We start from the raw sequence: 19676 nt of genomic DNA on the forward strand, positions 1-19676 counted from the left end.
CGCACCTCGCCGCGTTGTCGTCGGTCGCCAGGGCTCCGCCCTGACTCCCTCCTCCGCCTTGCGACGCACGGCGCCGGACCCCGCTCCCTGATCCGGCCCGATCCAAACGAAAGACCCTACTTCCAGGTGCGGGCGCGCAGCGGCAGCCCGGCCGCCCCGGAGTCGGGGGTGCGCACCGCGAGGACCTGGTTGACGCCGATCCGGTTGCGCTCGAAGGCGACCGCGGAGGCGGCCATGTAGAGCCGCCAGACCCGGGCCCGGCCCACGCCGGCGAGGCCCGCCGCGCGCTTCCAGTCGGCCTCCAGGTTGGTGACCCAGCGGCGCAGGGTCAGCGCGTAGTGCTCGCGCAGCGACTCCACGTCCCGCACCTCGAACCCGGCGCGCTCCAACTGGGTCACGGTGGTGCCGACGGGGGCGAGTTCGCCGTCCGGGAAGACATAGGCGTCGATGAACGCGTCGAGGTCGTAGGCGTCCTCGTCGCGCCGCGGGCGGCGGCCGATCTGGTGGTTGAGCAGCCGCCCGCCGGGCTTCAGCAGCCCGTGCAGGTCGACGGCGTACTCCAGATAGCGCTCGGAGCCGACGTGCTCGGCCATCCCGATGGAGGAGATCGCGTCGTAGGGGCCGTCGGTCACGTCGCGGTAGTCCTGGACGCGGATCTCGACGCGGTCGGTGAGCCCCTCGTCGGCGACGCGCTTGCGGGCGTGGGCGGCCTGTTCCTGCGACAGGGTCACGCCGACGACGCTCACCCCGTGCTCGCGGGCGGCGTGGACGGCCATGGAGCCCCAGCCGCAGCCGACGTCCAGCAGGCGCTGACCGGGTCTCAGGGCCAGCTTGCGGCTGACCAGTTCGAGCTTGTCGCGCTGGGCGTCCTCCAGGGTGCCGCCCTCCTCCTCGGGGGCGCTCCAGTAGGCGCAGGAGTACACCATGGAGGGGCCGAGGACGAGTTGGTAGAAGTCGTTTCCGACGTCGTAGTGGTGGCTGATGGCCCGCCGGTCGCTGCGCCGGGTGTGCAGACGGCTCCCGGCACGGCGGATCTCCTCGGGCGGCGGCGCGGGCGGCAGCGGCGGCCCGCCGAGCCGGGCCAGGCCGAGCGCGGCGGACCGGACGGCGGGGTCGCGCAGGGACGCGAGGAGCCCGGGGGCGTCCTCGTCGCGCTCCCAGACGAAGCCGGCCATCAGGTCGAGCGCGGTGTAGAGGTCGCCCTCGACATCGAGGTCACCGGCCACCCAGGCGCGGGCCAGGCCGAGTTCGCCCGGCTTGAACATCAGACGGCGCAGGGCCCGGCGGTTGCGGACGACGAGGGCGGGCGCGCCCGGTGGTCCCGCCTGCGACCCGTCCCAGGCGCGGATCCGCACCGGGAGGGGCGTTCCGAGCAACTGCTCGAAGAGGCTCTGCAGCCGCTGCGCGGCGTCGGGCATGGCGTACCTCCGTGACAAGTGATCCCGGAAAAGTCCGATACCACGTAAACATCAGGAGGGGCCCCGCACAGTCCCCGGCACGCGTCACGACTGGGCAAAATGCCCGCACGCCCCCCGCGTTCGCGGCGTGTCGGCCATCCGGCCGCACCTGCCAGGCCACCTGCGGGATCCCGCGCCCGGCGCCGGCAGCGGGACCGGGAGCGGGGCCCCGGCCGAGGCCCGGCCGAGGCCCGGTCAGGGGCCCGGGGCAGAGGTTCCGGGGGCCGCCCGGCGGGGAGCCCGGCCCGGTAGGTCCGGCCCGGGGCGGTCCCGCGTGCGGGGCGGGGCACAGAGGGGACGGAGGGTCGGGGTACGGAGGTCCGGCGCGCCGAAGGGGAGGGGGTGCGCGGCCCGGGGTGTGAGGCCCGGGTGCAGGGCCCGGAGGTACAGGGCCCGGGACACGGGAGGTCCGGCGTCCGGGGGTTCCAGCCCCCCCCCGGGGGGGGGCATCGCACGAGGCGTCCCGTCCGGACGGTGAAGGCCAAGAGGACGTCAGCGCACGCCGGTTCGGCCGGGACCGCCAGAGACGCCGGGACCGCCGGGACCACCCGGGCCGCCAGAGACGCCGGGACCGGGAGAACAGGTCCCGGCTCCCGCGCCCCGCCCGCCTCGGCCGGGACGACGCGGCGTCACCGTGCCGTTCCCGCCCCGGGCCGGGGTGACGCGGCGTCACCGTGCCGGGCACGGCGAAGGGGCCGCCCGCACCACGGATGGCGGGCGGCCCCTTCGGGGTCGTCGGACGGGAGGTCCGGTCAGGAGGCCTTGGCCTTCTCGCCGGTCTTCTCCGCGGCGCTCGGGCCGCTCGTGTCCACGGCCTTCGGCGCGGCCGGGGCCGGCTTGGCGGCCTCGTAGAACTCCTCGCGCGGGGTCTCGATCGCACCGAGGGAGACGACCTCGCGCTTGAGGAACATGGCGAGGGTCCAGTCCGCGAAGACGCGGATCTTGCGGTTCCAGGTCGGCATGGCCAGGCCGTGGTAGCCCCGGTGCATGTACCAGGCGAGACGGCCCTTGACCTTGATCTTCATCTTGCCCATGACGATCATGGCGACGCCCTTGTGCAGGCCGAGGCCCGCCACCGCGCCCTTGTTGGCGTGGCTGTACTCCTTCTGCGGGAAGCCCCGCATGCCGGAGACCACGTTGTCGCCGAGGACCTTGGCCTGGCGCAGCGCGTGCTGGGCGTTCGGCGGGCACCAGGCGTTCTCGTTGCCCGCCCGGCGGCCGACGAGGTCCGGGACCTGGGCGTTGTCGCCCGCGGCCCAGATGTAGTCGGTGCCGGTGACCTGGAGGGTGGGGGCGACGTCGACGTGGCCGCGGGGGCCCAGCGGCAGCCCGAAGCGGGACAGCGCCGGGTTCGGCTTGACGCCGGCGGTCCACACCAGGGTGTTGGAGTCGACCTCCAGCCCGTTCTTGAGCACCACGTGGCCGTCGACGCAGGAGTCCATGGAGGTGGACAGGTAGATCTCGATGCCGCGGCTCTCGAGGTGCTCCTTGCCGTACTGGCCGAGCTTCGGCCCGACCTCGGGAAGGATCTTGTCGGCGGCGTCGACGAGGACGAAGCGCATGTCCTCGCGGGAGACGTTCTTGTAGTACTTGGCCGCGTCGCGGGCCATGTCCTCGATCTCGCCGACGGTCTCCGCGCCGGCGAAGCCGCCGCCGATGAAGACGAAGGTGAGGGCCTTGCGGCGGATCTCCTCGTCAGTGGTGGAGTCGGCCTTGTCGAGCTGCTCCAGCACGTGGTTGCGCAGGCCGATGGACTCCTCGATGCCCTTCATGCCGATGCCCTGCTCGGCGAGGCCGGGGATCGGGAAGGTGCGGGAGACCGCGCCCATCGCGATGACGAGGTAGTCGAAGGGCAGCTCGTACGTCTCGCCGACCAGCGGCGTGATCGTGGCGACCTTCCGGTCCTGGTCGATGGTGGTGACCCGGCCGGTGAGGACCTCCGCCTTGGGAAGCACGCGCCGCAGGGGGACGACGACGTGCCGCGGGGAGATGTTGCCGGCGGCGGCTTCGGGGAGGAAGGGCTGGTAGGTCATGTACGACCGCGGGTCGACGACCGTGACGGTCGCCTCGCCGTAACGCATCTTCTTCTGGATGCGTCGAGCTGCGTACAGGCCTACGTACCCACCGCCTACTACGAGGATCCTGGGACGCTCCGTGGTGCTCATGCCATCGAGTATCCCCCTGCCCCAGGGGGGTGGTTCGTGCGCCCCTTCACAAGGTCGACCACCCACTGTGCTACCATCCGCGACCCACGTGACATGGATCATGGAACGGAAGGGAACCGGAGCCCCTCTTGCCCCGTTGTCAATGCCGCGTGAGCTGCTGCTCCGTCCCGCGGGACGGGCTGGACCAGCCCCGGCGCCGCCCGCCGCGAGACCCTTTTCCGGCGCCGTACTGAACACGTTCAAAGGGCAGTTGAACCCCCAAAAGGGTCAGCCGGCTCACTTTCCTCGCCCGCCGGAGCGCATTTCCTTGTGAAGAACTTCACGAACTTTCCCGACGGGACGTCACCGGGAGGGGCCGAAAGGCCCTTCCGGACCCCGCTCAAACGCCATCCGCCCTGCTCAGCAGAAGGCTACCCATCGGTAACAACAACGGCCACAGACGCCCCGGACCACCCGCGCCCGACCATCCGGACCGACTTCCGGGGGGGGCCTTCCCCGTCCGCGCGATCGACCGGGCAGCAGCCCCGGGGACACCCCTGGGGGAAGACCTCGTTCCGTCCCCTGCGTGCATCCCGGGATGCACACTGCACCCATGACCGAGAACAGCGTGACCGTACGGGAGGCCCGCGCCCATATCGCGGATCACATCAATCGGGCCGAGCAAGGCATTCCCACGGTCATCACACGCGACGGCACTCCCGTGGCGGCGATGGTCCCGATCGCGGACTTCGAGGCGCTGGAGGAGGCCGCCGGCGTCATGCTGGCGCGTGCGGCGGAAGCGGTCCTCGCCGAAGGGGGCCCCACCGTGACCATGGCGGAACTCCTGGCCGACCTGTTCGCCGAGCACGACGACGCAGCGGTGTGAAGTACGCCTTCCGCTTCACCACGGCGGCACAGCGACAGCTCCGGGCCACCAGTCGGCCCGACGCCATGCGCGTCCTGGCAGCGCTGACCGCGCCCGGCGGTGATCCCTGCCGTGAGGACGCGGTCGTCAAGAAGCCCACCGGCCCGTCGGGCCTCTATCGCCTTCGGGTGGGGAGCCACCGGGTCGCCCACGGGATCGACGATGGAGAACTCCTCGTCCTCGTGGTCAAGGCGGGCGACCGGCGGGACGTCCACCGCGACCTGTAGCGCCCCGCCCCCTCCGCCTACGCGATCGACCAGGCGATCCCGTCCAGGATGTCGTGCTCGCTGACGACGACCTCGTGGGCGTCCATGCGCTCCATGATCGCGAGGAGCACCAGCGCGCCCGCGGCGATCACGTCCACCCGGCCCGGGTGCAGGGAAGGGATCGCGGCGCGCTCGGCGTGGGTGGAACGCAGCAGGTGCTCGGTGATCGCGCGGACCTCCCCGCGGGAGACCCGGGAGTGGTGGATGGCGGCCGGGTCGTAGGCGGGCAGCTCCTGCGCGATGGCGGAGACCGTGGTCACCGAACCGGCCAGCCCCACCAGGGTGCGCGCCTCGCGCAGCGGCACGGTGCGCTCGGCCTCGTCCAGGGCGGCCTCGATGTCGGCCCGCATCGCCGCGACCCGCTCCGGGGAGGGCGGATCGGCCACCACCCCGTCGCGGACCAGATGCCGTTCGGTCATCCGGACGCAGCCGATGTCCACCGAGCGGGCGGCGCGCACCCGGTCGTCGCCCACCACGAACTCGGTCGAGCCGCCGCCGATGTCCACGACCAGGTACGGCCGCTCCAGGTCGGTGCGCCCGACCAGCTCGCCGGTGGCGCCGGTGAAGGAGAACGCGGCCTCCTGGTCGCCGGTGATCACCTCGGGCTCCACTCCGAGGATGTCCACCACGCCCCGGACGAAGTCGTCCCGGTTCTCGGCGTCCCGGGAGGCGGAGGTGGCCACGAAGCGCAGCCGCTCCGCGCCGTGCTCCCGGATCACCCCGGCGTACTCGCGGCAGGCCGCGAAGGTCCGCTCCAGGGCCTCCGGCGCCAGCCGCCCGGTGCGGTCGACGCCCTGGCCGAGCCGCACGATGGTCATGCGCCGGTCCAGGTCGGTCAGCTCCCCGGTGGCGGGGTCGGCGTCCGCGACGAGCAGCCGGATGGAGTTCGTTCCGCAGTCGACGGCGGCGACCCGGGTCACTGGGCGTCCTCCTGTCCGGGGACGGTCACGCACGGGCCCTTGCGCCACCACTCGGGCAGCATCGCGAGGGCCTCGTCGCCCAGCGGGTTGACGCCGGGGCCGGCGGCCAGCGAGTGGGCGACCAGCACGTGCAGGCACTTGACCCGGTCGGGCATGCCGCCCGCGCTCGGGAAGCCGGTCAGCTCCTCGATCTCGTCCCGGCGGCGGACGTAGTCCTCGTGCGCGGCCCGGTAGGCGGCGGCCAGTTCCGGGTCTGCGGCGAGCCGTTCGGTCATCTCCTTCATGACGCCGTTCGCCTCCAGCGTGCCGATCGCGGAGGCCGCCCTCGGGCACGTCAGGTAGTACAGCGTGGGGAAGGGCGTGCCGTCGGGCAGCCGCGGCGCCGTCTCCACGACGTCCGGCCGGCCGCAGGGGCAGCGGTGCGCGATGGCGCGCAGTCCGCGCGGGGGGCGTCCGAGCTGCTGCCGGAACGCCTCGACGTCCTCGTCGGTGGGCGCGGTGCGCTCGGTGGTCGGCGGGGGATTCTGCATGACTGTCTTCCGCTGGTCTTCCTGTTGAGTCACCGTCGGCACGGCCGGTTCACGGCCGCCCGGCGGCGTCGGCCTTGTCGACGCCGTCCCAGATGTTGCGGTACCAGGGCCGGGCGCCCGCTCCGAGGCCGCCGCGGGACGGCCGGGCCGCGCCCGGGTCGACGACGACGAAGCCCGTCTCCCCCGGCATCACGTAGTGCAGCCGCAGCCGGATCTGCTGCTCGGCGTAGGCGTCGTCCTGCCAGCGCGCCTTGAGGTCGCGCAGGTCCTCGACCCGTTGCCGGGTCTCGCGCTGCTGGGTGCGCAGGTCCGCGACCTCGGCGCGCTGGGCGACGTACTGCCGTACCGGGTAGGCGAGCGCCACGACGAGCGAGCAGAGCACCATCGCCAGCAGTGCCGCGCGGCCGGTCAGCCGGGAGCGGCGGTCCTGGCGCCGGGTCTGCGAACGGTAGACCCGGGCCGCCGTCTGCTCGCCGATCAGCCGGATCCTGGTCGCGGTGGAGAAACGGTCCCGGTCCTTCACCGCCATGTGCCCGCCTCCGCGTTCGTGCGTCCTCATACGTGCGTACGTCCCCGCACACGGTACGGGACCGAGTACGGGGACGTACGTACGACGCTTCCGGTGGGCGCGCGGGCTTCGGTTCCCGCGGCGCTCAGTCGTTGGCGGTGCGGAACCTCGGGAAGGCGCTGCGGCCCGCGTAGACGGCGGCGTCGTCGAGGATCTCCTCGATGCGCAGGAGCTGGTTGTACTTGGCGACGCGCTCGGAGCGGGCCGGGGCGCCGGTCTTGATCTGGCCGCAGTTGGTGGCGACGGCCAGGTCGGCGATGGTGACGTCCTCGGTCTCGCCGGAGCGGTGGGACATCATGCACTTGAAGCCGTTGCGCTGGGCCAGCTCCACGGCGTCCAGGGTCTCGGTCAGCGAACCGATCTGGTTGACCTTCACCAGCAGGGCGTTGGCGATGCCCTCGTCGATACCGCGCGCCAGGCGCTCGGGGTTGGTGACGAACAGGTCGTCACCGACGAGCTGGACCTTGTCACCGAGCTTCTCGGTGATGGTCTTCCAGCCCTCCCAGTCGTCCTCGAACAGCGGGTCCTCGATGGACACGAGCGGGTACGCGTCGACCAGCTCCGCGTAGTACTCGGTCATCTCGGCGGCGGTGCGCTCCTTGCCCTCGAAGGTGTAGGAGCCGTCCTTGTAGAACTCGGACGCGGCGACGTCCAGCGCGAGCGCGATCTGCTCGCCCGGGATGTAGCCGGCCTCCTTGACGGCCTCCAGGATGAGGTCGAGGGCCTCGCGGTTGGAGCCCAGGTTCGGGGCGAAGCCGCCCTCGTCGCCGAGGCCGGTGGCCAGGCCCTTCTTCTTCAGGACCTTCTTGAGGGTGTGGTAGACCTCGGTGCCCCAGCGCAGCGCCTCGGAGAAGGACTCCGCGCCGATCGGCGCGATCATGAACTCCTGGATGTCCACGTTGGAGTCGGCGTGCGAGCCGCCGTTCAGGATGTTCATCATCGGCACCGGCAGCAGGTGCGCGTTGGGACCGCCCAGGTAGCGGAACAGGGGCAGGTCGCTGGCCTCGGAGGCGGCGTGGGCGACGGCGAGGGAGACGCCGAGGATGGCGTTGGCGCCGAGCGAGCCCTTGTTGTCGGTGGCGTCCAGGTCGAACATGGCCTGGTCGATCAGGCGCTGCTCGGTGGCGTCGTAGCCGACCAGCTCCGGGCCGATCTGCTCGATGACCGCGAGCACGGCCTTCTCGACGCCCTTGCCCAGGTAGCGGCCGGGGTCCCCGTCGCGCAGCTCGATGGCCTCGAAGGCGCCGGTGGAGGCGCCGGACGGCACGGCGGCACGACCCGTGCTGCCGTCGTCGAGGCCGACCTCGACCTCGACCGTGGGGTTGCCTCGGGAGTCCAGGATTTCCCGGGCTACGACGACGTCGATGGACGGCACGAGCATCTCCTTCTTGGGGTGTGACGCGGGCGGCCGGGCCGCGATGGCTTGGCGGTCCGTTCCGTGTTGCTCTGCGGGATGAGCCTAACCGGCTCCGGGCGATCGGTCGGCCTTCGGCCCACCCCGTGGACAGAACCGGCGGTAAATTGTTTCCGAACGGAACAAAACGGTTCGGGGAAACCGGGGCGCGGGCCGACGGGGGCGCGGGGCGGGGTCCCGGCCCGGCGCGCGGGCGCGAAAAAACCCGCCCCGGTGCGTACGGGGGAACACGCACCGGGGCGGGGACTGGGGGAGCCGCGGCCTACTTGAGGTGGAGCTGCTGGCCCGGGTAGATCAGGTCGGCGTCCTCGACGATGTCGCCGTTGAGCTTGAAGAGCTTCGCCCAGCCGCCCTTGACGCCGTGGTCGGCGGCGATGGAGCTGAGGGTGTCGCCCGCGACGACCCGGTACTCGCCGTTGCCCTTCTTGACCTTCTTGCCGGTCGGCGTGGTGACGGTCTTCTTGGCGGCCGGACGCTCGGCGGAGCGGGAGGACCGCTGCTCGGCGGAGCGCTCCGAGGTGCCCTGGGAGCGCTGCGGGGCGCTCTGGGAGGTGCCGGTGCTCTGCTTCTGGGTGCTCTGCTTCTGGGTGTTCTGCGAGGAGCCGGTGCCCTGCTGCTGCGTGCTCTGCGAGGAGCCGCCCTGGTTCTGCGGGGCGGTGGAGCCGCCACCGGTGTACGCGGCACGGGACAGGCCGACGCCGCAGACCGGCCAGGCGCCCTTGCCCTGGCCCGCGAGCACCTTCTCGGCGATCGCGATCTGCTGCGCCTTGCTCGCCTGGTTGGCGGTGGCGGCGTACTGCGTACCGCCGTAGGCGGCCCAGGTGGAGGCGGAGAACTGCAGACCGCCGTAGTAGCCGTTGCCGGTGTTGATGGACCAGTTGCCACCGGACTCGCAGCGGGCGACGGCGTCCCACTCGGCGGCGGTGGCGGCGGAGGCGTTGCCGGCCGCCATCAGCGGGGCGGCGACAGCGGCGCCGGTGACGCCGGCGACGGCGATGACGCGGGTGGCCTTGGACGGGCGACGGTGCTTGCCCTTGCCGGAAAACAGCATGGTTGATCCCCTCACCGACGCCTGCGAGGTGAGCTGTCGGGTTCGGGCCGGTTGAGTTGCCCGGCCGGGTTCCTCACGGAACTCGGCTCCACCCCTAGCCGCTCCGGCTCAACTGCCCGGTGCGGCGACTTACCTTGGGTCCCCCGCTCCTGCCTGCGGCGCTTGACGCGACGACTGTTCCCGGAGGGCCGCTGGCAGGATTCGGCGTTGCGGCAACCGGGGCCCGCGATGGCGAGCGGTCCTGACCGTAGCCACGCGCTCCGCGGATTTTCAAAGACGATCACGGCTTATGAGACCTATATCTCACGAGATCCAAATAGGACATACAGCCGCGAACCGTGACGTGAACTAGCCTTGTCCGGGCTCCGATTCGCCACCGACGGCAAGCTCCTGACCGGGCAGGATGTAGTCCGGATCGGCACCCACGACGTCCTTGTTCTCCTCATAGAGGGAGGACCATCCGCCGTCGACCCCGAGGGAGTCCGCTATGCCCCACAAACTGTCGCCCGGGCGGACGGTGTAGGAGGCGTCCACGGCGTCCCGGGCGGCGCTCCCGCCACGCGAGGCGTGACGGCCCGAGGAACCGTCGGCACGGTCGTCCACCGCGCCCTCGTCGGCGCTGCCGCCGCGGTGCCGCCCACCACCGGCCCCTTCCTCGCCGACGGAGCCCGAAGCATCCCCACCGGAGCCGGACTTGTCCGATTCACCGGACTCCGCCGCATTCGCCCCTCGGCCGGCCGCCTCCCCGGAGGAACCGGGGTCCGCGGAACCGGCGGCGCCGGACGCGGAGTCCCGTGCCGCTGCGGAATCGGATGACGTGCCGGAATCGGGGGTTTCGTCCTGGTCGCCGGCCGACGTCCCGTCAGAGGTGGCCGACGGGGAGGGCGACCCGCTCTCCCGCCCGGACGGCGCCGGATCCTTCCCGCCGGACGGCCCGGACGTGCCGGAGGCGCCGGAAGAGGCGGAGGAGCCGGTGTCGGCGGAGGCGTCGGAGTCGGCGCCCTCCGCGCGGTCCGCCCCGGAGGCGTCCGAATCCTGGGACCCGCCCTCGTCCCCGGACCCGCCCCGGGACTTCCCGCCCTTGTCCGCCCCCTCGTCCGGGGAACCGCCCCCGCCGAGGCCCGCCTGCGGGCCGCAGGTCGGCCAGGCGGCGACGCCCCGGTCCGCGAGCAGCTTCTCGGCCACTCTGATCTGCTGGGCGCGGCTGGCCTGGTCGGGGCTGGGCGCGTACTGCGTACCGCCGTAGCCCTCCCAGTCCTCCTGGGAGAGCTGGAGGCCGCCGTAGTACCCGTTGCCGCCGTTCTGGCTCCATGCGCCGCCGGTCTCGCACTCCGCGACCCGGTCCCAGTTCGCGCCGTCGGCCGCGTGGGCGCCGGTGGCACCGAGCAGCGGAAGGGCGATGGCGGAGCCGGTCACTCCGGCCGCGACGACGAGCGCCGGGGCCTGGCGGGGGCGACGGTGACGACCGTTCCCGGAAAGCATGCGACTACCTTTCGCGAGACAGCGAGGGAAGCGGCGGAACAACGGCTCTGCCGCCGCACATTGATCCGTGAACGTATAGGCAGCCCATCACTTGTCACAAGTTCATGCCGCACAGATCACACGGGGATCACGAAGCTGAACAGTTGTCATCTTTCCCGCGTGGGAGGGGTGTTGTCCCCGGTGCGCGCGACGGGGGTGAACGACACGGGCAGGGTGCGCAGCCCGCGCATGATGAGGCCGCCGCGCCACCGCAGTTCTTCCGGGTCCGCGGCCAGCTCCAGGTCCGGGAGCCGGGTGAACAGGGTGTCCAGCGCCGTCCGTCCCTCCAGCCGGGCGAGCGGGGCGCCGAGGCAGTAGTGGATGCCGTGTCCGTATCCGAGGTGCTGGTTGTCACGGCGGGTCAGGTCGAGGGTGTCCGGGTCCGCGAACCGCTCCGGGTCCCGGTCGGCGGCGGCCAGAACGACCAGCACCGGATCACCGGCGGCGATGTCCTGTCCGCCGAGACTCAGCGGGCGGGTGGCGAACCGCCAGGTGGCCAGCTCCACCGGGCCGTCGTAGCGCAGCAGCTCCTCCACCCCCGTCTCCAGCGGGGCGTGGTCCCCGGCGGCCAGCGACGACTGGAGGAGACCGCGCTGGCCGGGGTGGGTGAGCAGGGCGTAGGTGCCGTTCCCGATCAGGTTGACGGTGGTCTCGAAGCCCGCGAAGAGCAGGATGAAGGCCATCGCCGCCGCCTCGTTCTCGGTGAGGTGCTCACCGTGGTCGGAGGCGCGGATCAGACCGGAGATCAGGTCCTCCCCCGGCACCGGCCCGGCCGGCAGGGCGGCGCGCTTGCGGTGGATCAGGTCGGCGAGGTAGCCGCGCATCTTCTTCACCGACCGGGCCACACCGCCGCGCGGTCCGCCGCCGTGGCGGATCATCATCCCCGCCCAGTCCCGGAAGTCGTCCTGATCCTCGCGGGGGACGCCGAGCAGGTCGCAGATGGCGTAGATGGGCAGGGGGAAGGCGAACTCGTGGATGAGGTCGGCGGAGCCGGCACCGGCGAACCGGTCGACGAGTCCGTCGGCCAGCTCCCGCACCCGGGGCGCGAACTCCGCGACGCGGCGCGGGGTGAACGCCGTGCTGACCAGCCGCCGCAGCCGGGTGTGGTCCGGCGGGTCGATGTTCAGCAGATGCGTCATCAGCTCGGCCTTGCGCTCGCCGGGGATGCCGGTCCTGCCCCGGGCGTGCGCGGGCTCGTCGTGATGGGCCGGGTTCTTGGACAGCCGGGGGTCGGCGAGGGCCTGCCGGGCGTCCGCGTACCGGGTGACCAGCCATGCCTCCACCCCGCTGGGCAGCTCGGTCCGGTGCACGGGCGCGTGCTTCCGCAGCCAGGCGTACGCCGGATACGGATCGGTGGCGAACTCCCGGCTGAACAGGGCGGGAACGGGACCGGTGGCCCCGGCACCGGCATCGGTGCCGGGATGGGGGGCGGGCCCGGAGTCGGGAGCAGGATCCCCGGCGGCCCCGGTTCCGGTTTCGGGGCCGATTCCGGGACCGGCTCCGGCTCCGGCTCCAGCTCCAGCTCCAGCTCCAGCTCCAGCTCCAGCTCCAGCTCCAGGATCATCGGCTCCGGGGCCGGTGTCCCCGGCGGCCCGTCCCCCTACTCCGGCTCCGGCTCCGGCTCCGGCTCCGGCTCCGGCTCCGGCTCCGGGACCATCGGCTCCCGGCGCGCCCGCGCCACCGCCCGTCACCGGGCAGCCCGACCCCGGCGCGGGACCGGACTCCACCGGCGCGTACGGCCCGGGCACAGGCCCCGGCACCGCGTCCGGCCCCGGACCGGGCCCTGCCCCCGCGTCCAGCCGGGGCTCGATCCGGGACCGGGGCTCGGGCTCCTGCGCGGGCCCCGGCTCAAACGCGGGCCCCGGCGCGGAACCCCGCCCCTCGTCCCCGGGCCCCGCCCCGGCCTCCGCGCCGTGGCCGCCCGCCGCCGCGCCGGAGGCATCCGCGCCGGAGCCGCCCGCCCCCGCCCCGTGGCCGTCGGCCGCGGCCCCGTGGCCGTCGGCCGCCGGGCCGTCCGTGGGAGGTGTCATCCCTCGGCCCCCCGGATGGCGTCGCGGTAGGCGCGGGAGGCGGCGCGCAGCGCGGCCTCGGGGTCGACGCCCTCGGCCTCGGCACGGGCGGCGAGGGACAGCAGCTCGTAGCCGACGCCCTCGCCCCGGGGCAGCGGCACGTCCAGGCCCGCCGTGCGCGCCCGGGAGGCCAGCTTGGCGGCGAGGGCCAGGGCGGGCTGGCCCATCGGCACGCCCTCGGTGACCGAGGTGCGCCGCTTCTCGACCGCCTTGGTGCGCAGCCAGTGCTCCCGGACCTCCTCGGGGGTCGTGGCCGTCGCGTCCCCGAAGACATGGGGGTGGCGGTGGACGAGCTTGTCGACGAGGGTGCCCGCCACGTCGTCCACCGAGAACGGCTCCTCGGGGTGCTCCTCGGCGATCCGGGCGTGGAAGACGACCTGGAGCAGGACATCGCCCAGCTCCTCGCGCATCTCCTCGCGGTCGCCCTCCTCGATCGCATCGACCAGCTCGTAGACCTCTTCGAGGGCGTGCTTGGCCAGATCCTCATGGGTGCGCCGGGAGGACCAGGGGCACTCCACCCGGATGCGGTCCATCACCTGGACGAGATCCAGCAGCCGGGCACCCGGCAGGTCGTAGGAGGCGGGGAGCAGCTCCAGCTCGGGCATCCGCACCCGCCCGGAGCCCGCGAGGCGGGCCAGGCCGTCGGTGAGGGCGGGCTCGCCCGCGCCGGTCGCCACGACCACCAGCGTGAGCCCGCCCGCGCAGGCGCCGACCAGCTCCTCGGCGTCCGGCGACGCCTGCTCGACCTCGATGCCGGCCTCCCGCAGGTACGGGAGCTGCGGATGCGTCCCGTCGGCGCACAGCACGCGGTCGGCCGCGCGCAGCGCCTGCCAGGCGGGCCAGGAGAGCAGCCCGGGGGCGACACGGTGGCTGGTGGTGAGGAGGACGATGCGGCCCTCGGCGGGGGTGGTCTGGGGACTGGTCGCGTTCACCATCAGAACGTAACCCACCCCGCCGACCGGCCCCCGGGTTGTCCACAGGCCCCGGTCCCGGCCGTCCACAGGCGCGGACCGACAGGCATACCGGCCACCGGTCGCCCGCCCGTCGGTCACCCCGCCCGTCGGTCACCCCGCCCGTCGGTCGCCCGGTACTTCGGTCACACCGAGGCGTCGGCCGCCCCGGGCCGTCGTCCGACGCGCCCGGACCGTCCGGCGCGCCCCGGAATCCCCGGGGCGCCGGGCGGCGCCGTCACACCGGCTGCTCGGACCCCGCCGCCGTGACCTCGCGCAGCCACGGCGTCTTCGCGTCGACGCGCCCGCTGCGCTCCGCGTCCCAGGTGCCGTAGCGCGGGTTCATGTCGATGCCGAGCCGCTCGGACGCCTCGCTGAGCGCCTTCCAGAACTCCGGCCGGCCGGTGTCGGTGCCGAGGCTGCGCGCGAGCTTCTGGGCCTTGAGCTGGAGCAGGAGGCTGTCGTCGAGCCGTTCGGGGGCGATCCCGTACTGCTGGAGCCAGGCCGTCTCCAGCTCCTTCGCGCCGCCCGCCTGCTGCTCCATGCCGGCCCGCATCTGCTGGATCTCCTTGCGGGTGACGGTCACGCCCGCCTCCTGGGCGGCGCCGTCCAGCACCCGGTCCAGGACCATGCCGTGCAGGGTGTCGCGGGTGAGGCTGCCGGTGCGGGCGAGGACCTGCCGGTACTGCTCCTCGTCCGGCACGGCGGCCCGCTGCGCCTCGCGCACCTCGTCGACCCGGCTCTCCAATTGGGCCACGGTGATCCGCTGGCCGCCCACGACGGCCGCCGCACCCGGATGCGCGTCGTTCCCGCACGCGGTGAGCAGTGGTGCCGCGACGGCGATCGCGGCGGTGAGAAGGAGCGCGGTGCGACGGCGGCGGTGCAAGGAAACCTCCCGAGGAGATTGTGCGGCGGTGCACAAAGTCTTGCGATGATCGATGGTAGGCAGTGGGCAAGCTCTGGCCAACCCATTCGACCAACGATTCACGCCGACTTCGGGCACCGCCGGGTCCGGGCCGCCCCTTTCGGCGCATACCGGGCCGACCGGGAGCGAACGCCCCATCCCCCGCGCCGGGACCGCGTCGCAGTCCCCGGGCCGCCCTCCGGGCCCCCGCTCCCGCCGGGCGGCCGGCGCACCCGGCCCGGCCGCTGGAGGGCGGCTGGGGTCTTTCGTCCGGATCAGGCCAGACCCCGCGAGCCCGGCATGATCCAAACGAGAGGCCCTAGCGCACCTGGCCCAGCCACTGGAGGGTCCGGCGGACCTCGGACGCCAGCGGGTGCCCGGGGCCGTGCAGCAGCTCCACGTCGTGCAGCAGCCGGGCCAGGGTCTCGTGGGCGGCGGCCCGGTCGCCGAGGGCGAGCAGCAGATGGCCGATCCGGCGGCGCACGTCGTGGGCGAGGTCCGGGTCCCCGGCCACGTAGCGGTTCTCGTAGTAGGGGAGCAGCGTGCGGTACTCCGCGAGGGCGGCGGCGGGCTCCCCGAGCTGCTCCAGGCACTGGGCGGCGTCGTAGCGGTGGCGCAGGGCCTGCGGGTCGGCGTGGCCGGCCTCGGCGGCCCGTTCGTCGGCGAGGCGGCGCAGCTCGGGCAGGGCGCGCCGGTACTGGCCGTCGTCCATGAGGGTGGCGGCGTACTGCTTGCGCAGGGTGCGCACGACCGGGGAGCGCTCGCCGTGCTGTTCGGCGGCGACGGGCAGGATGGCGCCCAGGATGTCGACGGCCTGGGTGATGAGGCCCTCCCCGAGGAGGCGCTTGACGTCGTCGACGGCGCGGGCGACGTCCGGTTTCCCGTCCCCGGCGGCGGGCGGCGCGGCGGCCGGGCGGGGCGCGGGGACGCGGGCCCGGTCGGGCCAGGGGGCGTGCGGGCGCAGGAAGGGCCGGGTGGGGTCCAGGGGCGCCCCGGTGGGGGTGGAGCGCGGGGGCAGCAGGGGGGCGAGGTGCTCGTAGACCTCCTGGGCGGAGGCGGGACGGTGCTGCGGGTCCTTGGCGAGCAGGCGCAGGACGAGGGTCTCCAGCGCCTCGGGGACCTCGGGCCGGACGCGGCGCACCGCGGGCGGCGGCTCGTACAGGTGCCGGTGGAGCACGCCGAGGGCGGTGGACCCGGCGAACGGCACGTCGCCGCTGAGCAGTTCGTGCAGCAGGACGCCGAGCGCGTAGAGGTCGGTGTAGGGGCCGACGGCGCCGCCCATGGCCTGCTCGGGGGCCATGTAGGCGGGGGAGCCGATGGGCGAGCCGGTGTGGGTGAGGCGGGTGGTGTCGTTGTCCATGACGGAGGCGACGCCGAGGTCCAGGACGGTGAGCGTGCCGTCCTGCTTCACCATCACGTTCCGCGGCTTGAGGTCGCGGTGGATGATCGGCACGGCGTGCACGGCGCTCAGCACGGCGCAGAGCTGGGCGGCCACGGCGACCGCCCACTGCCACGGGTAGGGCTGGTGCTCCGCGAGGTGGTCGGAGAGGTCCGCGCCGTCGACGTACTGCATGACGAGGAACAGCTCCTCGCCCTCGCTGCCCGCGTCGTGGACGGTGACCAGGCCGGGGTGGTCGACCTGCGCGGTCACCCGGCACTCGCGGGCGAACCGGCGGCGCAGCTCGTCCGCCTCCTGTCCGGCCACCTTGTCGGGGCGCAGCAGCTTCACGGCGACGCGCCGGTCGAGCCGCTGGTCGTACGCCGTCCAGACCTGGCCCATGCCGCCCTGGCCGATGACGGTGGACAGGGCGTAGCGGCCGGCGACGACACGGCCGGTCGCCCCGGTCATCTGCCGCCCTCGCGCGGACCGTCGGCGGAGTCGTGCCGGCGGAGGTAGTCGCTGAGCTCGTCCAGCTCGGCGCGGACCTGGTCGATGCGGGCGGGCGCCCCGGGGGCGGCCGGGGGCTGCTGCGGCATCGGCGCGAGCGGGGCCATGGGGGCCGGAGGCGTCATCCGGGGCGGCGCGAACGGGTCCTGCGGCGGGGCGGACGGCACGGGGGTGTGCGGCGCGGGCGGCGTGCGGGGCGCGGCGGGCGCGGACACGGGGGCCGGGGCCGGGGGGTAGGGCGCGGCGGGCGCCGGGACGGCGGGGTGGCCGCCGGTCTGCGGGACGGTGGTGCCCGTGTACGGCCCGGCGGGGTGCGGGTAGCCGTAGGCCGGGGCGGCCGGGGCGGCCGGGGCGGGGCCGCCGTGGCGGAGCCGGTGGAAGTGGCGGACGTCGGCGGCCAGGTAGTAGGCGATGACGGCGACCATCGTGCCCAGCAGCAGGGCCATCCCGGACCATCCGGCGGCCGTGTGTATCTCGTCGCCGGGCTCCCGGCCGATCAGCACCAGCGCGACGCCGTCGGCGAGGAACGCGCCGACGAACAGGGACCAGTCCAGGGTCCGGCGGGTGACGATCGCCAGGCGCAGCATCGCCGCCCAGGCCAGCATGCCGATGCTGAACACCGCGACGGCCACGAACAGCACGCGCAGGAGGACCAGCCACCCCGTCGCGGGCGGCCGCTTCGTCGGCGGCGGGTAGCCGGGGCCGTGCATGGCTGCTCCTGGAACATGGGAGGGGGACGTACGTGTCGCGTCGAGCGTATAGGGCGACCCGGACAGGCGGCCCGGGGTTGTACCGAACCGTTGTGGCACTGGTCATGTCCCGTGTCCCGGACGTCAGTCGGGGACCACGGTGCCGTCGGTGAGCCCGTCGTACATGCCCCGGACGAGCTGCTCGCCGAGGCGGCCCGCGAGTCTGAGCGTCCGCTCGAACTCGTCCAGGGCGCGGAAGTGCTCGCCGTAGCGCCGCTGGGCGTCCAGCGGGAGGCGGGGCAGCCGCAGCCGCCGTACGTCCAGCCGGGTGGCGGTGGAGGCGTAGCTGCTGGCGCGGCGGTTGTTGGCGGTGCCGCGCAGGAACCCGGCGAGGAACCAGGGGTCGAGGGCGGCGGGGTCGGGGCGGAGCAGGACGAGGTTGCGGCCCAGGGCGGCCCCGGCGGTGGCCGGGTCGGCGACGCGGGTGACGGAGCCGCCGCCGAGGACGGGGACGACGACGTCCCCGGCCTCGATCAGCACGGGTTCGTCGTCGCTCTCGGGGAGCGTTCCGGAGGGGCCGGTGCCGGCGAGGACGTCGTGGTCGGTGAGGACGGGCACCCGGGCCCGGCCGCCGCTGGTGCCGGTGCGCATCAGCAGGGCGCCGCCGCGGGCGAGTTCGCCGACGGTGGTCAGGGTCAGGCGGGGGGCGCGCCCGGCGGGCGCGGCCGGGGCGGGGGTGAGGCCGGTGGTCAGCCGGAGGGTCTCGCCGAGGCGGTCGCGCAGTTCGGCGAGGCGCGCGGTGCCGCCGCCGGCGGCGGGGGGCGGCAGATGGCGGGCCGGGGCCAGGTCGACGTCGTCGTCGAGGAGGTCGATGACGGGCAGCGAGCGGGCCAGACCGGGCCGTTCGTCGAGGTGGCCGGTCCGGTCGAAGCCGCGCCAGGCGTCGAGGACGGCCTCCCGCAGGGCCCGCCAGTCGGGGCCGCCGCGCCCCTCCCCGGCGAACCGCCCGGCGTCGGCGAGGAGGAGTTCGGGCTGCGCGGGTGGCTGTCCGGGCCGCCGCAGCACCCACAGGTGGAGCGGGAGGTTGTACGGCGGCGCCGCGCCGGTGGGCAGCGCGACGACGGCCCGCAGGGCGCCCCGGCGCAGCAGGTCGGCGCGGACCCGGCGGCCGGAGCGGCGGGAGGCGGCGGCGGGCGGCATCAGCAGGACGGCGGTGCCGCCGTCCCGCAGCCGGGCCAGCGCGTGCTGCACCCAGGCCAGCTCGGACTCGGTGCGGGCGGGGAAGCCGTACTCCCAGCGGGGGTCGTAGGCGAGTTCGTCGTGCCCCCAGTTGCGTTCGTTGAACGGCGGGTGGCACAGGACGGCGTCGGCGCGCAGGCCGGGGAAGGCGTCGGCGCGCAGGGTGTCCCCGGCGGCGGCGCGGACGGTGGCCCGGGTGTGCAGGGCGAGCCGGAGGGCGGTGAGCGCGGTGAGGTCGGGGGCCGCGTCCTGGACGTACAGGGTGCGCTCGGGGGCGCCGGGGCCGGGCCGGTCGGCGGCGCGGGGCAGGGCGCCGGTGCCGCAGGCGGGGTCGAGGAGGGTGCGGGCGGGTCCGGCGAGGTCGGCCATGAGGGCGGCCAGGTCGGCGGGGGTGAGGTGGTACTGGCGGGGGTTGGCGTCGAGATGGCGGCCGAACAGGAACTCGAAGGTCTGCCGGGTTCCCTGCTCGGCGGCGAGTTCTGCGGTGCCGCGCAGCAGGGGCAGGGAGACCCGGAGCGCTTCGGGGGCCGGGGCGCTGACGGCGGGGACGGCGGGGGCCGCCGGGCCGTGGTGGCCCTCCGGGATGCCGCCGTCCGGGGTGCCGCCGTCCGGAGTGCCGGCCGCCGGGGGGCCGCCGAGGCGGGCGGCGAGCAGGTCCTCCAGCGCCTCGCCCAGCGCTCCGGCGAGCCGGTCGTCGGGGGTGTCGCTGATCCGCAGCCAGCGGGCGGGCCGGTCGTGGAGCAGGAGGAGCAGGCAGCCGGCGTGGACGAGGGCGGTGACGGGGCCGTCGGGGTGCCCGGCGATCTGCTGCCAGACCTGCTCGCGCAGCGGGACCTCGGCGAGCTTGCCGTGCTCGCGCAGCCAGTCCTCCACCTCGGCGAGGGCGAAGGAGGGGCTGGCCTCGGTTCCGCCGACGGGCCGGGGGAAGTCGGTGTGGCGGCGGCGCCAGTTGCTCACGGCGGCGCGGCCGACGCCCGCGAGCCGTGCGATCCCGGCGGCGGTCACCTCTGTCGCGTTGTCCTGCACCGGCCCGGCTCCCCTCGTCCCTGTGAGGGGCGCCCGTCCCCCATGTGGCGCCGAGCATACCGAGGAACATCGCCCCAACCCATTCACGCGCGTGTACCAACACCCATACGTGAAC

The 19676-nt window shown here is 74.2% G+C and carries 16 protein-coding genes and 1 riboswitch; of the genes, 2 read left to right on the top strand and 14 right to left on the bottom strand.

Annotated features, from left to right (window positions below):
- Window positions 1-116: 116 nt before the first annotated feature.
- Window positions 117-1418 carry a cyclopropane-fatty-acyl-phospholipid synthase family protein gene (locus GTY84_RS24370; protein ID WP_161228535.1) on the bottom strand — a complete coding sequence of 434 codons (1302 nt, stop codon included), beginning with the start codon at window positions 1416-1418 and terminating at the stop codon, window positions 117-119.
- A gap of 791 nt (window positions 1419-2209) precedes the next feature.
- Window positions 2210-3622, bottom strand: coding sequence for an NAD(P)/FAD-dependent oxidoreductase (locus GTY84_RS24375; protein ID WP_161228536.1), 1413 nt, complete (start codon window positions 3620-3622; stop codon window positions 2210-2212).
- 592 nt (window positions 3623-4214) lie between these two features.
- On the opposite strand from GTY84_RS24375, the gene GTY84_RS24380 reads away from it, so the two are divergent.
- Both GTY84_RS24380 and GTY84_RS24385 read left to right on the top strand, forming a co-directional pair.
- A complete protein-coding gene (locus tag GTY84_RS24380) occupies window positions 4215-4487 on the top strand; it encodes a type II toxin-antitoxin system prevent-host-death family antitoxin (protein WP_161228537.1) in 273 nt (90 codons plus the stop codon).
- Window positions 4484-4753: a type II toxin-antitoxin system RelE/ParE family toxin gene (locus GTY84_RS24385; protein ID WP_161228538.1), complete on the top strand. Its 270-nt coding sequence runs from the start codon at window positions 4484-4486 to the stop codon at window positions 4751-4753. The genes GTY84_RS24380 and GTY84_RS24385 overlap by 4 nt, the downstream gene beginning before the upstream one ends.
- A gap of 17 nt (window positions 4754-4770) precedes the next feature.
- Here the strand turns inward: GTY84_RS24385 and GTY84_RS24390 are convergent, their stop codons facing one another.
- The 12 genes from GTY84_RS24390 to GTY84_RS24445 all read right to left on the bottom strand — a co-directional run bounded on the left by GTY84_RS24390 (window position 4771) and on the right by GTY84_RS24445 (window position 19561).
- Complete coding sequence (locus tag GTY84_RS24390) at window positions 4771-5712, bottom strand: Ppx/GppA phosphatase family protein (protein WP_161228539.1); 942 nt, start codon at window positions 5710-5712, stop codon at window positions 4771-4773.
- Complete coding sequence (locus GTY84_RS24395) at window positions 5709-6242, bottom strand: DUF501 domain-containing protein (RefSeq protein ID WP_161228540.1); 534 nt, start codon at window positions 6240-6242, stop codon at window positions 5709-5711. The genes GTY84_RS24390 and GTY84_RS24395 overlap by 4 nt, the downstream gene beginning before the upstream one ends.
- Before the next feature lie 49 nt (window positions 6243-6291).
- Window positions 6292-6771, bottom strand: coding sequence for a septum formation initiator family protein (locus GTY84_RS24400; RefSeq protein WP_161228541.1), 480 nt, complete (start codon window positions 6769-6771; stop codon window positions 6292-6294).
- Between the two features lie 124 nt (window positions 6772-6895).
- A complete protein-coding gene (eno, locus tag GTY84_RS24405) occupies window positions 6896-8185 on the bottom strand; it encodes a phosphopyruvate hydratase (protein WP_161228542.1) in 1290 nt (429 codons plus the stop codon).
- Between the two features lie 301 nt (window positions 8186-8486).
- On the bottom strand, window positions 8487-9275 hold the full coding sequence (locus GTY84_RS24410) for a transglycosylase family protein (protein ID WP_161228543.1): 789 nt from the start codon (window positions 9273-9275) through the stop codon (window positions 8487-8489).
- Window positions 9276-9278: 3 nt separating this feature from the next.
- Window positions 9279-9446: riboswitch (cyclic di-AMP (ydaO/yuaA leader) on the bottom strand.
- A gap of 177 nt (window positions 9447-9623) precedes the next feature.
- The gene (locus GTY84_RS24415) at window positions 9624-10757 is read right to left on the bottom strand and encodes a transglycosylase family protein (RefSeq protein ID WP_161228544.1); all 1134 of its coding nucleotides are present in this window, start codon (window positions 10755-10757) and stop codon (window positions 9624-9626) included.
- 146 nt (window positions 10758-10903) lie between these two features.
- A complete protein-coding gene (locus tag GTY84_RS24420; RefSeq protein ID WP_202551691.1) occupies window positions 10904-12172 on the bottom strand; it encodes a cytochrome P450 in 1269 nt (422 codons plus the stop codon).
- Between the two features lie 650 nt (window positions 12173-12822).
- On the bottom strand, window positions 12823-13797 hold the full coding sequence (locus tag GTY84_RS24425) for a nucleoside triphosphate pyrophosphohydrolase (protein WP_161228545.1): 975 nt from the start codon (window positions 13795-13797) through the stop codon (window positions 12823-12825).
- Window positions 13798-14053: 256 nt separating this feature from the next.
- Window positions 14054-14701 carry a SurA N-terminal domain-containing protein gene (locus GTY84_RS24430; RefSeq protein ID WP_161228546.1) on the bottom strand — a complete coding sequence of 216 codons (648 nt, stop codon included), beginning with the start codon at window positions 14699-14701 and terminating at the stop codon, window positions 14054-14056.
- Window positions 14702-15038: 337 nt separating this feature from the next.
- A complete protein-coding gene (locus tag GTY84_RS24435) occupies window positions 15039-16568 on the bottom strand; it encodes a serine/threonine-protein kinase (RefSeq protein WP_161228547.1) in 1530 nt (509 codons plus the stop codon).
- Complete coding sequence (locus tag GTY84_RS24440) at window positions 16565-17317, bottom strand: hypothetical protein (protein ID WP_161228548.1); 753 nt, start codon at window positions 17315-17317, stop codon at window positions 16565-16567. Before GTY84_RS24440 ends, GTY84_RS24435 begins: the two co-directional genes overlap by 4 nt.
- Window positions 17318-17440: 123 nt before the next feature.
- Window positions 17441-19561 (bottom strand): N-6 DNA methylase, encoded by a 2121-nt coding sequence (locus GTY84_RS24445; protein WP_161228549.1) that lies wholly within the window; start codon window positions 19559-19561, stop codon window positions 17441-17443.
- Between the last annotated feature and the right edge of the window lie 115 nt (window positions 19562-19676).

This window comes from Streptomyces sp. SID8352, assembly GCF_009862265.1.
GTDB lineage: Bacteria > Actinomycetota > Actinomycetes > Streptomycetales > Streptomycetaceae > Streptomyces.

Coding starts and splice junctions, on each gene's coding strand:
- GTY84_RS24370 (WP_161228535.1), bottom strand. CDS start 1,418: ATGCCCGACGCCGCGCAGCGGCTGCAGAGCCTCTTCGAGCAGTTGCTC.
- GTY84_RS24375 (WP_161228536.1), bottom strand. CDS start 3,622: ATGAGCACCACGGAGCGTCCCAGGATCCTCGTAGTAGGCGGTGGGTAC.
- GTY84_RS24380 (WP_161228537.1), top strand. CDS start 4,215: ATGACCGAGAACAGCGTGACCGTACGGGAGGCCCGCGCCCATATCGCG.
- GTY84_RS24395 (WP_161228540.1), bottom strand. CDS start 6,242: ATGCAGAATCCCCCGCCGACCACCGAGCGCACCGCGCCCACCGACGAG.
- GTY84_RS24400 (WP_161228541.1), bottom strand. CDS start 6,771: ATGGCGGTGAAGGACCGGGACCGTTTCTCCACCGCGACCAGGATCCGG.
- GTY84_RS24410 (WP_161228543.1), bottom strand. CDS start 9,275: ATGCTGTTTTCCGGCAAGGGCAAGCACCGTCGCCCGTCCAAGGCCACC.
- GTY84_RS24415 (WP_161228544.1), bottom strand. CDS start 10,757: ATGCTTTCCGGGAACGGTCGTCACCGTCGCCCCCGCCAGGCCCCGGCG.
- GTY84_RS24435 (WP_161228547.1), bottom strand. CDS start 16,568: ATGACCGGGGCGACCGGCCGTGTCGTCGCCGGCCGCTACGCCCTGTCC.
- GTY84_RS24440 (WP_161228548.1), bottom strand. CDS start 17,317: ATGCACGGCCCCGGCTACCCGCCGCCGACGAAGCGGCCGCCCGCGACG.